Raw genomic sequence first — 12,996 nt, 5'->3', positions numbered from 1 at the left:
ATCGTCGGAATCAGGATTCCAGCCACGCCGCCATCCGCGCGTCGATCGCGGCGCCGAGCGCCGGGATGCGCCAGGTCGTGGAGCAGCTGGGGTGCGGAGCGTAGCGCGAGCCGAGGTTGCTCAGCAGCGCGATCAGGTAATGCCGGCGCCGCGGCAGGATGCCGCGCACGATGCCCGCGTCGGACGCGTAGTTCTCGGTGTTGCCGGTCTTGTGGGCGAACCAGACCTCGCCCCCCGTGGCGAAACGGCGCAGGTCACCGGGCAACGACACCTCGCCCGCGTGCAGCGCGCCGTCGGGAAGCAGCCACCGGCCCGGCAGGCGCGCCGGCAGACCCGGCACCCAGCCGGGCACGCCGCCGAGCGCGCTGCTCGACAGCACCTGGTGCAGCGCCTGGTCCTGCAACGCATGCATGGCCTGGTTGCGGCTCTCGGGCGAGAGCCGCGGCGCATCGGCGCGCAACCACGGCGCGCGCGGCGCCACCGGGTCCAACCACCACAGCAGCCGCACCGTGTCCCACGCGGTCATCTGGATCTGGCCCACGCCCGATCCCGAGCCGTTCCCCCAACCGCCCTCCGCCGTCGTGTTGGCGAAGCGCAGCGTCGTCAGCCCGAGCGAGGCGAACAGCGTGTGCAGCTCGTTGCGCACCTCGCGCCCACCGTCGCGGCGGATGGCGCCGGCCGCGTGCATCAAAGTGACCAGCGCCGAGGTCGCCTCGTTGCTGCTCCACGTGACCATGTCGTAGGCCCAGTCGGACACCGCGCGCTCGCGGCCGTTGTAGGTCAGCGGCTGCCACCAGCCCGCCCGGCCCTGGTCGACCAGACGGCCCACGCCCACCAGCAGCATCAGCTTGAGCAGGGACGCGGGGTACGGCGCCACCACGCGGCCGCCGCCCTCGCCCACGTCGCCGGCCAGCGGTACCCAGTCCATCGCGGACCAGTCGGACGCCGGCCGCCAGGCGATCGAGTTGCCCTCGGCATCGCGCTGATCTGCGAGATACCGGATGTTGCGCACGGCGCCCGCGCCCGCCGCGATATCGGCGACCAGACCCTCGGGAAACTCACGCGAGAACAGCACGTTCGCCGCGACCGGCGCGCCCCGTTCCGGGAACGCGACCACGGCGAGGTCGATGCTCGGGAAATGCCGGATCGACCGGCCCTCGTCCTGCGGATCGCGCGTGGCGCCGAAGTCCTGCGCCAGCACCGCGGCGCGCAGCGCCTCGGCGAGCGAGGCCGCGTCCAGCGCGACGGGCTTGCCGGCCGTCGTCATCACGGCTCCTCAGGCGGCGCGGAGTTGCAGCCCGTCCAGCGCGATCGGGCTGGACTTGCCGGAGATGAGGTCGGCCACGATGCGGGCCGAGCCGAACGAGAAGGTGAATCCCAGGGCGCCATGGCCGACATTCAGCCACAGCCCGCGCAGCGGCGTCTCGCCGAGCATGGGTGCGCCGCTCGGCGTCGCCGGGCGCAGGCCAGCCCAGGGCACGGCATGCTCGTAATCGGCCGCCCTCGGGAAGGTCTCGCGCACGTTGCGCTGCAGCGCCGCCAGGCGCTTGGGGTCGATGCTGGTGTCGTCGCCGACCAGGTCCACCATCGCCGCGACGCGCAGTTGGTCGCCGATGCGGGCGTAGAGCGTCTTGCGTTCGAAGTCCGTGACGCTGACCGTCGGCGGTCGATGCACGCCGTTGATTGGCGCGGACAGGCTGTAGCCCTTCAGCGGGTACAGCGGCAGCCGCACGCCGACGAGCTCCGCCAACGCCGCGCTTTGCAGGCCGGCGGCCAGCACGACGCCGTCCGCGACCAGATCCCCCTGGTCCGTCCTCAGCGCGACGACGCGGCCGGCCTCGACGACGAATCCGGTGGCACTGGCCTTCACCCGCCCTCGGAAATTCGGATGCCGCGCGAGCCGCTCGCCCAGTTGCACGCTGAGTGCATGGCAGTCGGCGACGGCCTCGCCGGACGTGAAGATGCCCCCGGCCAGCCATTGCGCGCCGCCGTCGCCGAGCGAGGGCTCGATCGCCAGGCACTCATCGCGGGTCAACGCCCGTTCCGGCCCGCCGGCGGGCGTGCGCGCGGCGACGCGGGCGAACTCCTCCGCCTTGCGGTACACGACCAGCTTGCCCGGCGTGCGCAGCGCAATGGCATCGAGCGCCGCGTGCCGCTGCAGTTCGCCGAAACATTGCTGGCTGAAGGCGCCCAGTTCGAGCAGCCGCTCGGTCGTGCGTTGATTCACCGGCCCGCGGCAATGCGCAAGGAACGAGGCCAACCAGCGCCATTGCGCGGTCGTGCCGTCGGGCTTGAAGCGCAGCGGGCCGTCCGGATCGAGCAGCCAGCGCAGCGCCTTCAGCGGCACACCGGCATCGGCCAGCGGCGACACGTAGCGGTAGCTGAGCTGCCCGCCGTTCGCACGGCTGGCGCCGGTGGCGAGCGTGGCCTCGCGCTCCACGAGCGTCACCCGGTGCCCCGCCTCCGCCAGGGCCCAGGCGGTGGTGACGCCCACGACGCCCCCACCGATCACGACTAGCTGCTTCATCCCGGACGAAATCATTCTTGAATGGTCCGGGAGGTTACGGACTCGTGACGACGTCAGCCAATGAAAGCGGTGCCGCTACCCATAACCTTGTTGAATGCGCGCAAGGGTGATGCCTGCGGCTTCCGTGACGTGGCGGACTTCGCCGTCCCCCTGGGGCCTGGGTCGCTCCCCACCCAGCATCCCACGTTGGGACGTCCTGTGCGGTGGTCGATCGGGTGGTGCGGCGTCCATCCGGCATCGACCATGCACCGCCGGATCGCCTCCTTGATCAGATCCTCGCCGTGACTTCCCACGACAACGGTGGTCTGCCGGTTGATCACCTGCTCATTCAACAGATGACGGAAGATGGCCCGCGCCACCTCCGTGCAGACGCCCTTTCGTTCGTGCTCCGCGCCTGACTCGACGGCTCGACTGTGCAAGTCCAGCTTGTTGCTGTCCTTGTCGTAGCCCAGGCAGTGTTGGAAGGCCCCGCACGCGACGGCGTCTCTCAAATGCCTGCTTACCTGACGCCGATCGCCACCCTTCTCCAGCGCGGAGATCAGCGTGCTGTAGATGCGCGCATTCGGCTGGATGCCTTGCGCCAGCATGTGCTCGAAGCATCGGACGGCACCTTGCGTGTCGGCACGCCTGGCGTGCGCCAAGATCAGCGCGCCGTAGGTGAAGATGTCCGGCTCGATGCCGTCGCTCACCATCTGATCGACCCGGTCGCTGGCCCCTTCCGGGTCCGCAGCCTTCGCGTACGCCGAGATCAGCGCGTTGTACGTGACAGCGTTCGGCTCGACGCCGTTGTTCACCATGTGCTCGAACCAATCGGCGGCGCGTTTCGGGTCGGCGAGCCTTTCATGCGCCGAGATCAGCGTGCTGTAGGTGACCACGTCCGGCCTGATGCCCTTCTTGAGCATCTTCTCGAACCACTGGACGGCGCCGTCCGGGTCCATGGCCTTCACATGCGCCGAGATCAGCGCGTTGTAGATGAACCGGTTGGGACTGGCCCGAGCGTCGCCCGACCGACGAGCCGCCCGGTCCAGCTCCTCGAAGCAGGCCAGCGCGTCAACAGTCCTGGCGCCGCATTGGTGGATCGCCGTGACGGTCCGTTTCAGCGCGCTAAGCCCATTGCAGCGCCGGTCCAGGAACTCGTCGATGATGCCCGCGTTGTGAGCCCGCCCGTGGCCTGAGCCCTGCTGCCTGCGCAAAGCGGCCGCGCCGGCGAAGGTGGCGGCATGGGGCACTGGCCGCTGTCTGCGAGGCCCTGCCGCCTGCCACGAGGAAGCGTCCGGTTCATTTGACAAACCACCATGAGGCTCGGCGGCATCGACATCCGCCGCCAGATGAACTTGACGGACTGCGGACAACGGAAGGGGATACATGGGACATCCTGGTACGAGGGGTGCACGAAGTGCGCCTGCAAACCAAGAAAGTTCGTCCCGATCGTTCGAGAAACGAAAAGGGCAGCCTCCCGGCTGCCCTCCAAACATCCGGCACTGACCGGGTCAGGTCATGCCAGGACGGCCGCCATCGCGTTCGCCGTCGCTTCGACGTTGCGCGTGTTCAGGCCCGCGATGCACATGCGGCCGGAACGCAGGATGTAGACGCCGAATTCCTCCCGCAGACGGTCCACCTGCTCCGGCGTCAGGCCGGTGTAGCTGAACATGCCGCGCTGCTTCAGGAAGTAGTCGAAGTTGCGGCCCGGCACCTTGGCCGACACGACCTCGAACAGCGCGTTGCGCATCGCCAGGATGCGCTCGCGCATTTCCTCGACCTCGCCTTCCCACAGCGCGCGCAGCTGCGGGTCGCCCAGCACCTTGGCCACGACCTGGCCGCCGTGCATCGGCGGGTTCGAATAGTTGCGGCGGATCGTGAACTTCAGCTGCCCCAGCACGTTGGCCGCCTGCGCCGCGTCCGGACACACGACCGACAGCGCGCCGCAACGCTCGCCGTACAGGCTCATGTTCTTGGAGAAACTGTTCGCGACGAAGAAGCTCAGGCCCGCCGAGGTCAGCGCCCGGATCGCGAAGGTGTCCTGCTCCAGCCCGTCGCCATAGCCCTGGTACGCCAGGTCCAGGAAGGGGATCAGCTCACGCTCCTGCAGGACCGGGATCAGCGCGTCCCATTGCGACTGCGACAGGTCCACGCCCGTCGGGTTGTGGCAGCACGCGTGCAGCAGCACGACGCTGCGGGCCGGCGCCTCCGACAACGCCTGCAGCATCGCGTCGAAACGCAGGCCGCCGGTCCTGGCGTCGTAGTACGGGTAGCTGCGGCACTCGATGTAGGAGCCCTCGAAGACGGCGCGGTGGTTGTCCCAGGTCGGGTCGCTCAGGTAGATCGCGCTGTCAGGGAAGTAGCGCTTGATGAAGTCCGCGCCGACCTTCAGGCCGCCGGACGAGCCCACGCCCTGGATCGTCGCGACGCGCTTGCTCTGCAGCGCTTCGCTGTCGGCGCCGAAGAGCAGCTTCTGCACTTCGGTGCGGAAGTTGGCCGCGCCTTCCATCGGCAGGTAGGGTCGCGCGCCCGCCTGTTCCACCACGGCCAGCTCGGCCCGGCGCACCGAGTCCAGCATCGGGATGCGACCGTCGTCATCGAAGTAGATGCCGATGGACAGGTTGATCTTCTGCGTGCGCGGATCCTTCTGGAAAGCCTCGTTCAGGCTCAGGATGGGATCGCCCGCGTAGGCGTCGACGTGCTGGAACATGCTGGGAACTCCCCGTTGGACTATCGGCTCGCGTCATTATCCCCAGCCACGCCCGCCCGCACCGGAACAGCCCCCCTGCCGATGCGCCGATACAGGCCGACGACAATGCCGGCTTCGCATGACCTGATCCACCCGCTCCACAGAATCACATGATCAACGACTTCAACGCGCGCGGCGCCGCCTGCCTGCCCGGCCACATGGGCATCGAAATCGTCGAGGTCGAGAAAGGCCGCGTCTTCGCCCGCCTGCCGGTCACCCAGCAGGTCATGGCGCCCAACGGCTACCTGCACGCCGGCAGCGTCGTCACGCTGGCCGACACCTGCTGCGGCTACGGCTGCATCTCGTCGCTGCCCGAAGGCGCCCAGAACTTCACCACGGTCGAACTCAAGTCCAACCACCTGGGCACCGCCCGCGACGGCGTCATCGAGTGCACCGCCACCGCCGTCCACATGGGCCGCACCACCCAGGTCTGGGACGCGACCGTCACGCACAACGGCAAGACGATCGCGCTGTTCCGCTGCACGCAGATGGTCCTGTATCCGAAGGGCTGAATACGCCTGGTCCTGCCACCTGTGGCGCGCTTGGCCGCCATGGCATGGGGCCCCGGACGCAAGGTCCGAAACCCCACGCCATGCCGTCCCCGAACGACCGAGGACTGCGGTCTTCTTTGGGCCACCGAGAACTGCGTCAGAGCGCCTTGCCGCTGCCGATCGCCATCACCAGGCGCGTGACCAGCACCAGCTTCGGCGCGATGGCGTCGACGACGACGTACTCGCTGTCGCTGCTGTGCGCGCCGTAGCCGCGCACGCCCAGGCCTTCGATCACCGCCGCCTTGGTCGCCATGGCTGCGTAAGCGGCATCGGTGCCGCCGCCGGTTGAACGGTCGCGCACGACGAGCTCCAGCTTCTGTTCGTCAGCCAATGCCTTGACCTTGGCGGCCAGCGCGCGCGACGCGTCGTTCGGCTGCAGTGGCGGGCGTCCACGGACGAAGCTCAAAGTCACTTCGGCGTCCGGGATCAGCTTGTTCTGGATGCGCTTGCGCAGCTCGGCTTCCATGCCGTCGAAGTCGGCGAAGCGGTCCGCGCGCGCATCCCCCTGGGCCTCGGCTCGCTCGGGAATCGCGTTGCGGACCGAGCCCGCCTTGGACATCGTCCAGTTCAGGTGCAGGCCGCGCTTCGGATCGGACAGGTCGCGCGTCTGCAGGATCTGATGCGACAGCTCGGTCAGCGCGTTGATGCCCTTCTCCGGCGCCGCGCCCGCGTGCGACGAGCGACCCTTGACCTTCAGGTCCACCGAGGCGATGCCGCTGGTGGCCAGGCGCACCGTGTCCGGCGATGTCGGGGCGCCGCCGCCTTCGAAGGACAGCACCGCGTCATGCTCGCCGCCGAGCTTCGTGATCAGCGCATTCGAGCCGGGGGATCCGATCTCCTCGTCGCCGTTGATCAGCACGGTGATCTCGGCGTAGTCCTTGAAGCCGACCGACTTCAGCATCGCCAGCGCATGGAGGATGGTGGCGACGCCCTGCTTGTCGTCGGCGATGCCCAGCCCGTAGGCGTGGTTGCCGTCGATGCGGAAGGGTTGCTGCTTCAGACCGCCGCGCTGGTAGACGGTGTCCATGTGCGCGATCAGCATCAGGCGCTTGCCGTTGGCGTTGCCGCCCTTGAACGACGCCCGCACGATCTGGCCGACCTTGGCCGGACCGTCGCCCGCGTCCGAGGTCGGCGAGGCGATGATCGTGTCCGGATCGATCAGCTGGACCTGCCCGCCGAGCTCACGCAAGCGCTGCGCGATGACGCCGGCGATGCGGTCCAGGCCCTGGCGGTCGGAGCTGCCGGACTCGATCTCGACCAGTTGCTGCAGCGTCTTCATCAACGCGGGCTGTTCCTTGGCGGCGAGCGCGTTGAGCTCGGGCACCGTCTGCGCCTGGACGCCGAGGGCGATCATCGCGGCCAGGGCCAGTGCTGCGCGGCGCAAGGTGGGAAGGGTAGCGAGCATTGACGAAGTCTCCAGATCGTTCTTGAAGGAACCGCCCCCTCGGGAGCAAAGGAAGGGCCGATCCTATCGGGGTCGCGTTCTTGCGTCCGGATTGAAAGTGTTTCGTGTGCGAGGGGCTGTCGCGTTGGACGCGGGGCGCCTAGCATTCGCCGCTTTCCTTCCCTGGAGCGCCCCATGAGCCTGACGGCCCCCTCTTCCCCCGCCCGCTGACGATGATCGCGGTGCTGACGGCTGCACCCGGCCGTCGCGACGACCTGCGGGCCGCCCTTGCCGGACTGGTGGCGCCGACACGGCTGGAACCGGGTTGCCGGGATTACCGCCTCTTCGAAATGCTCGACGAGCCCGGTACGTTCCAGATGCATGAGGCGTTCGACGACGAGGCCGCGTTGGAGGCCCACCGCGCCACGCCGCATTTCCGCGCGTTCGAGCGGCAAGCCGGGGAACTGCTCGGCGCACCGTTGCGTCTGGTGAAGCTGACGGCCGTGGCTTGAGGTCGGAGCGACGGGGAGTCGCTCAAGCCGAGCGGACACCCTCGGCGTCCAGCCATTCGATCCACCGTCCGTGCGGATGCGACCAGGCGAGCGGCTCGGTGCGAACCTCCCCGCCGTCGCGCCATTGCAGCGTCCACAGCGTGCCGCTGCCGGGCGATTCCCCGGCCGGGCAGTCCGGGGGCGACCGGAGCGGCGCGAGCTTGCCCACTTCGCCGCTGATCCAGGCCAGACCGCGCTCGCGCACCAGCCGACCGATGCGATCGACATGCGTCTTGAACGCCGCGGCGTCGAAGTAGGCCAACACCCAGACGTTGAAGATCACCGGCGTGACGCCGGCGGGCAGCTCATCGAGCCAGCGCTCCAGGACCGAGAGCCCATCCTCCGATTGCACCAGCGGCAACGGATGCCGTCGTGCATCGGAGAGGGCGCGGTCGAGGCGCTCGCGACGCGCGGCATCGCCCGGCCAAAGACACGCGCGGAGCCACCGGGCCGCCGCGTCGTCGGCGGGATCGATGGGATGCAGGTCGACGCCCATGCGGCGGCTGGCCCGCCAGCGTGACGCACCGAGCAGCGCGGCGGGGCGCTCACCCCGCCAGGCGCTGCGGATCAACGGCGCATCGGCGCGCTCGCCGGGCGTCGCCTGGACCCCATCGTCGTAAGCGTAGCGATCGACGCCGAGGATCAAGCCTGCGCTGCAGCCGAATTCGAACAACGCCAGCTCGACCGGCTGGTCGTCGGTGCCGCCCAGCCGCGTGGCGAGCGTCTGCAACGCGGGCCGCAGCACGGCGCAGCGGCCGGTCTCGTTGGTCTGCGTCGTGCGCGAGCGGATCAGCGCACGCAGCGCGGCATCCTCCCGATGGACGAAGTCCCGGAGCAGCTGTCCCAGGTCGCCGTCTGGACGCCGCGTGCCGCCGACGCTCGCGTAGTACGCGGCCAGCGGGTGCGGCGCGCCCGCGAGGATCCGGTCGTGCAGCGCGGCCAGCAGCAGCACCGGCTTGCGTTGCGTCTGCGGCGCCTCGAGCAGCAGGGCCATGAGCTCCGGATCCGCCGCGATGACCGCGGCGAGCGCCTGGTACAGCGCGTCGTCCGCGCCGTCGGTCTCGGCAAACCGGGTGAAGTGGTGGGCGATGCGCTCCAAGGCTTCGCGGTGGGCGTCGTGCATGTCGTCGATGAGGTGGAAGGCGGATCGCCCCCGCCGTGAGGCTCAGTCCGCCAGCGCCGCCTCGATCTCCCCGCGGATCGAGTCCGGCGAGTCGTTCGGGGCGAACCGCTTCAGCACCTGGCCGTCGCGGCCGACCAGGAACTTGGTGAAGTTCCACTTGATCGCCTGCGTGCCCAGGATGCCGGGCTTCTCGCCCTTGAGCCATTGCCACAGCGGGTGCGCCTCCCCGCCGTTGACCTTGATCTTGGCCATCATCGGGAAGCTCACGCCGTAGTTCAGCTGGCAGAACGACGAGATCTCCTCGTTGCTGCCCGGGTCCTGGCCGCCGAATTCATTGCTGGGGAAACCGACGACCACCAGCCCGCGCGCCTGGAAATCGCGCCACAGGTCCTCGAGGCCCTTGAACTGCGGCGTGAAGCCGCATTCGCTGGCGGTGTTGACGACCAGCAGCACGCGGCCGCGGTACTGCGACAGCTCGACCGGTTCACCGGCGATGCTGACGGCGTCGAAGTCGAACGCAGTCTTGCCATTGGCGCTCATGGGGGACCTCCTCGTTGCGGACCGGTTGGACCGGGGTGCATCCTAGCGCGGCGGCACGGATCAGGCGCGACGGCGTTCCAGTGCCGCCAGCATGGCCGCGGCCAGGATCGCGGCGCCGCCCGCCGCGGTCTTGCCGTCCAGCGTGCCGCCGCCCAGCAGCAACGCCGAGACCGCCGCCACCGGCACCTCCGTCAGCATGACCACCGCCGTCACGTTGGCCGGCAGCCGCGCCGCCCCGTATTGCAGCGACAGGTTGGAGACGAAGAACAGCAACGCCATCCCCGCCAGCGGCAGCAACCAGGCCGCGCCCGGCAGCGACGGCCACGGCGCGAGGCCCTGGCCGGCCATGGCCGTCGCGGACAGGCCCGCCACCAGCACGCCACCGGCGAACATGGCCAGCGCCCGCGCGCCGGAGCTGCGGGCGGCTTCGCGGCGCAGCATCACGTTGTTGAACGCGAAGGTCATCCCCCCGAGCAGTCCGAGCACGTCCGGCAGGCTGGACGGCACCGGCCAGCCGCCCTCCGACGGCGCCAGCACCGCCAGCGCGCCGCCCAGCGCCAGGGCGATCCGCAGACCGGCCGACGCCGTCAACGGCTCGCCCAGGACCAGCCGCGCCAGCAGCACCGCCCAGAGCGGCATCAGGTAGAAGAGCAGCACCACCCGCACCACGTCGCCGGTCGACACCCCCCAGTTGAACGCGGTGTTGGTGATCCCGGCCGCCAGCGTCACCACCCACAGGCCGGGGGAGCGCAGCCATTCCGCCATCGCCCCGCGCTGGCTGGACAGCACCACGATCAGCGACAGGACGTACAGGATCACCGTCGTCCACAAGGGGTGCATGCCGGCCCCCTCGAACTGTCGGAACGGCCACCAGGAGAGCCCCCAGATGGTGGCGTTGAGCATCAGGGCGAGGATCGGCATTCGGGAACTGGGGACAGACGAAGGAACGGGGGGGACGCCCAAGAGGTGGGGCTTGTGCAACAGTCCCCCCGACGGGGCTTGGATCCGGGCTGCGGACCGGCCAACAATGCCCAGGGTTTGTAGCATGGCGCAAGGACTGACCCTGACCTCCAATCGGGGCGCCGTGCGCCTGTCATGCACGCGGCCTACCCTGTCGCGTGTGACCCGTCCACCAAAGTAGGGAGAGCTTCTTGGATCACCTGGCCTGTTTCGCCCCCGAGGATTTGCAGTCCAAGCCCGGGCCCGACCTGCAGACTTATCACTGGCGGCTGCTGGCTCAAGGAGACTCCTGGTTCTCGACCGCCCAGGCCAAGCTCAGCGCGCACGCGAACCTGCTCCAGGAACTGGTGCTGACCAAGGCCGCCGTCGCGATCAATTGCGCCGGACAGCGCGAAAGCCTGTCCAAGGTGGTTGAACTGGCGTCTTCCCCCGACTTCGTGCGCCTGCTCACCGCGCCCGAGGCGCCGGTCTGGGACGGCATCCTGCTGTCCGTCGGCGGCAACGACCTGATCCAGGCGGCCCAGACGCCGACGCAGATCGACGGCGTGGAAGTGCCGCTGCATCTGCGGCTGCTGCGCAACCAGACCGAATGGGGGCCGCCGTCCGCCGGCGTCGGCCGCTACTTCTCGGAGCCCGGCTGGGCCACCTACGCCGAGTACCTGAAGGCCAACCTGCGCCACCTGCTGACCTTGCGCGACCAGGGGCCGTCCGCGGGCAAGCCGGTGTTCATCCACTGCTACGCGGTGCCGATGCCGCGCCCGGCCGGCGCGGAAGACGCCGGCCACGGCCCGTGGCTGTATCCAGCGCTCAAGGCCTACGCGATCCCGGCGGCCGACTGGGCGGCGGTCAGCCGCCTGATGGTCATGCACCTGGCGCTGCTGCTGAAGACGCTGATGGCGGACAAGGAGCAGTTCCCGGGGCTGTTCGTGTTCGACTCGACCGCCGTCCCCCTGGCCGCAGCCACGCCGGGCGCCAGCGGCATCAGCGGCGACTGGCACAACGAGATCCATCTCAACCACAGCGGCTGCCTGAAGATCGGCCGCGCCTGGTCGGAGCACATCGACCAGGTGCTGACCACCGGCGGCATCGTCGTCGCGGCGCCGCCGACCGGGCGCGGGCGCGCGCGGCGCTGAAGGCTTCAGGACTGCCACCGCCGCTGGCCCTCACCCCTGCCCGCTCCCGCAAGCGGGAGAGGGAGTAAGAATGAACGCCACAAACGACGACGGCCCCGCGAGGGGCCGTCGTCGTTTGAGCGGAAACCTCCGCCCGGCGTCGCGCTCAGTGCTTGTCGCTGCGCGCGATGGCCAGCAGGCGGTTGAGCTCTTCGGCGTGCTCGATCTTGTTGTGCGCGTGCCAGCGCCCGACCACCCACATGATCCCCGCCACCAGCAGGCCGAAGATCGTGATCGATCCGAAGGCCGAGGTGCCGAAGCGCGTCAGCATCGTGTACAGCGCGCCCAGGCCCAGGATGCAGGCCTGCTCGTTGAAGTTCTGCACGGCGATCGAGCGGCCCGCGCCCATCAGGTTGTGGCCGCGGTGCTGCAGCAGCGCGTTCATCGGCACGACCAGGTAGCCGCCGATCCCGCCCAGCACGATCAGGAAGGGGATGGCCAGCCAGAGGTTGTTGATGAAGTTCAGCACCAACATCAGCAGGCCCATGCCGATGCCCAGCGGGATGACGCTGGTGGCCTTGTCCAGCCGCACGACCATCGAGGCCACCACGGCGCCGACGGCGGTGCCGATCGCCACCACGCCGGCCAGCGCCGACGCCTGCGTCGTGCCGTAGCCCAGCGCCGCCGCGGCCCAGGCGAAGACGATGTAGCGCATGTTCCCCGACACGCCCCAGAACAGCGTCGTCATGCCGAGCGAGATCTGGCCCAGCTTGTCCTGCCAGAGCCGCGAATTGCAGGCGGCGAACTCGCGCACCAGGTCGGTCGCGTTGTGCGCGATCGGCTGCAGCGGGGACTCCGTGCGGGGGATGCGCAGGTTGAAGAGCGCGGCGATGAAGTACAGCACCACCATGAAGGCGATGGCCGCCTCGGGCGGCGTGTCGATGCCGGTGTCGATGAAGGGGACGTCGATGGCCAGCAGCCACGCCGACGCCTTATCGCCGATCAGTTGGCCGCCGAAGACGGCGCCCAGGATGATGGAGGCGATGGTCAGGCCCTCGATCCAGCCGTTGGCCTTCACCAGTTGCGAGGGCGGCAGGAGCTCGGTCAGGATGCCGTACTTGGCCGGCGAGTAGGCGGCGGCGCCGAGACCGACGATCGCATAGGCGATCAGCGGGTGCACCCCCACCAGCATGCTCAGGCATCCCAGCACCTTGATGGTGTTGGAGATGAACATGACCTTGCCTTTGGGCACCGCGTCCGCGAAGGCGCCGACGAAGGGTGCGAGCACCACGTAGAACAGCGCGAACATGGGCACCAGCGCGGCACGCTGCCACTCGGCGGCGCCGCTGGTGCGGAGCAGTTCAACGGCGGCCACGAACAGCGCGTTATCAGCCAGCGAGCTGAAGAACTGCGCTGACATGATGGTGTAGAAGCCTTTTTTCATCGACCCGGCATACCTGGAACTGCGGTGAACACGCTGGGTCCACGGGGTGGGGAAAGGCAGCGCTGCGGCGGGTTTA

General features: G+C 69.2%; 12 protein-coding genes. 3 read left to right on the top strand and 9 right to left on the bottom strand.

Going from position 1 to position 12,996, the window contains the following annotated elements:
* Positions 1–10: 10 nt before the first annotated feature.
* The 4 genes from AC1VNM_RS23090 to AC1VNM_RS23075 form a co-directional block, all read right to left on the bottom strand.
* Complete coding sequence (locus AC1VNM_RS23090) at positions 11–1,267, bottom strand: serine hydrolase (RefSeq protein ID WP_483108442.1); 1,257 nt, start codon at positions 1,265–1,267, stop codon at positions 11–13.
* Positions 1,268–1,276: 9 nt separating this feature from the next.
* Positions 1,277–2,584, bottom strand: a complete 1,308-nt coding sequence (locus AC1VNM_RS23085) for a D-amino acid dehydrogenase (RefSeq protein ID WP_483109319.1) — start codon at positions 2,582–2,584, stop codon at positions 1,277–1,279.
* The gene (locus AC1VNM_RS23080) at positions 2,581–3,894 is read right to left on the bottom strand and encodes a pentatricopeptide repeat-containing protein (protein ID WP_483108441.1); all 1,314 of its coding nucleotides are present in this window, start codon (positions 3,892–3,894) and stop codon (positions 2,581–2,583) included. Before AC1VNM_RS23080 ends, AC1VNM_RS23085 begins: the two co-directional genes overlap by 4 nt.
* Before the next feature lie 128 nt (positions 3,895–4,022).
* Entirely contained in the window at positions 4,023–5,216 is a 1,194-nt protein-coding gene (locus AC1VNM_RS23075) for an amino acid aminotransferase (protein ID WP_377158590.1), read from the bottom strand.
* A 149-nt stretch (positions 5,217–5,365) separates the two neighbouring features.
* On the opposite strand from AC1VNM_RS23075, the gene AC1VNM_RS23070 reads away from it, so the two are divergent.
* Positions 5,366–5,767, top strand: coding sequence for a PaaI family thioesterase (locus tag AC1VNM_RS23070; RefSeq protein ID WP_377158592.1), 402 nt, complete (start codon positions 5,366–5,368; stop codon positions 5,765–5,767).
* 136 nt (positions 5,768–5,903) lie between these two features.
* Here the strand turns inward: AC1VNM_RS23070 and AC1VNM_RS23065 are convergent, their stop codons facing one another.
* The gene (locus AC1VNM_RS23065) at positions 5,904–7,211 is read right to left on the bottom strand and encodes a glutamate carboxypeptidase (protein WP_483108440.1); all 1,308 of its coding nucleotides are present in this window, start codon (positions 7,209–7,211) and stop codon (positions 5,904–5,906) included.
* A 212-nt stretch (positions 7,212–7,423) separates the two neighbouring features.
* On the opposite strand from AC1VNM_RS23065, the gene AC1VNM_RS23060 reads away from it, so the two are divergent.
* Positions 7,424–7,702 (top strand): putative quinol monooxygenase, encoded by a 279-nt coding sequence (locus AC1VNM_RS23060; protein ID WP_483108439.1) that lies wholly within the window; start codon positions 7,424–7,426, stop codon positions 7,700–7,702.
* Positions 7,703–7,724: 22 nt separating this feature from the next.
* Here the strand turns inward: AC1VNM_RS23060 and AC1VNM_RS23055 are convergent, their stop codons facing one another.
* From AC1VNM_RS23055 to AC1VNM_RS23045, 3 genes are read right to left on the bottom strand one after another with little or no spacing between them, the layout of a single operon-like run.
* Entirely contained in the window at positions 7,725–8,864 is a 1,140-nt protein-coding gene (locus tag AC1VNM_RS23055; protein ID WP_483108438.1) for a DUF2332 domain-containing protein, read from the bottom strand.
* 42 nt (positions 8,865–8,906) lie between these two features.
* On the bottom strand, positions 8,907–9,404 hold the full coding sequence (locus AC1VNM_RS23050) for a glutathione peroxidase (RefSeq protein WP_377158597.1): 498 nt from the start codon (positions 9,402–9,404) through the stop codon (positions 8,907–8,909).
* Positions 9,405–9,464: 60 nt separating this feature from the next.
* Complete coding sequence (locus AC1VNM_RS23045; protein ID WP_483108437.1) at positions 9,465–10,325, bottom strand: DMT family transporter; 861 nt, start codon at positions 10,323–10,325, stop codon at positions 9,465–9,467.
* A 230-nt stretch (positions 10,326–10,555) separates the two neighbouring features.
* Between AC1VNM_RS23045 and AC1VNM_RS23040 the strand changes: the two genes are divergently transcribed.
* Positions 10,556–11,497, top strand: a complete 942-nt coding sequence (locus tag AC1VNM_RS23040; protein ID WP_483108436.1) for a hypothetical protein — start codon at positions 10,556–10,558, stop codon at positions 11,495–11,497.
* A 145-nt stretch (positions 11,498–11,642) separates the two neighbouring features.
* Here the strand turns inward: AC1VNM_RS23040 and lplT are convergent, their stop codons facing one another.
* Complete coding sequence (gene lplT / locus AC1VNM_RS23035; RefSeq protein ID WP_483108435.1) at positions 11,643–12,920, bottom strand: lysophospholipid transporter LplT; 1,278 nt, start codon at positions 12,918–12,920, stop codon at positions 11,643–11,645.
* Positions 12,921–12,996: the final 76 nt, after the last annotated feature.

Source organism: Mitsuaria sp. MSU3D (genome assembly GCF_056867975.1).
The sequence above is the reverse complement of the archived record's forward strand: the minus strand, read 5'-3'. Positions and strand labels throughout refer to the sequence as shown.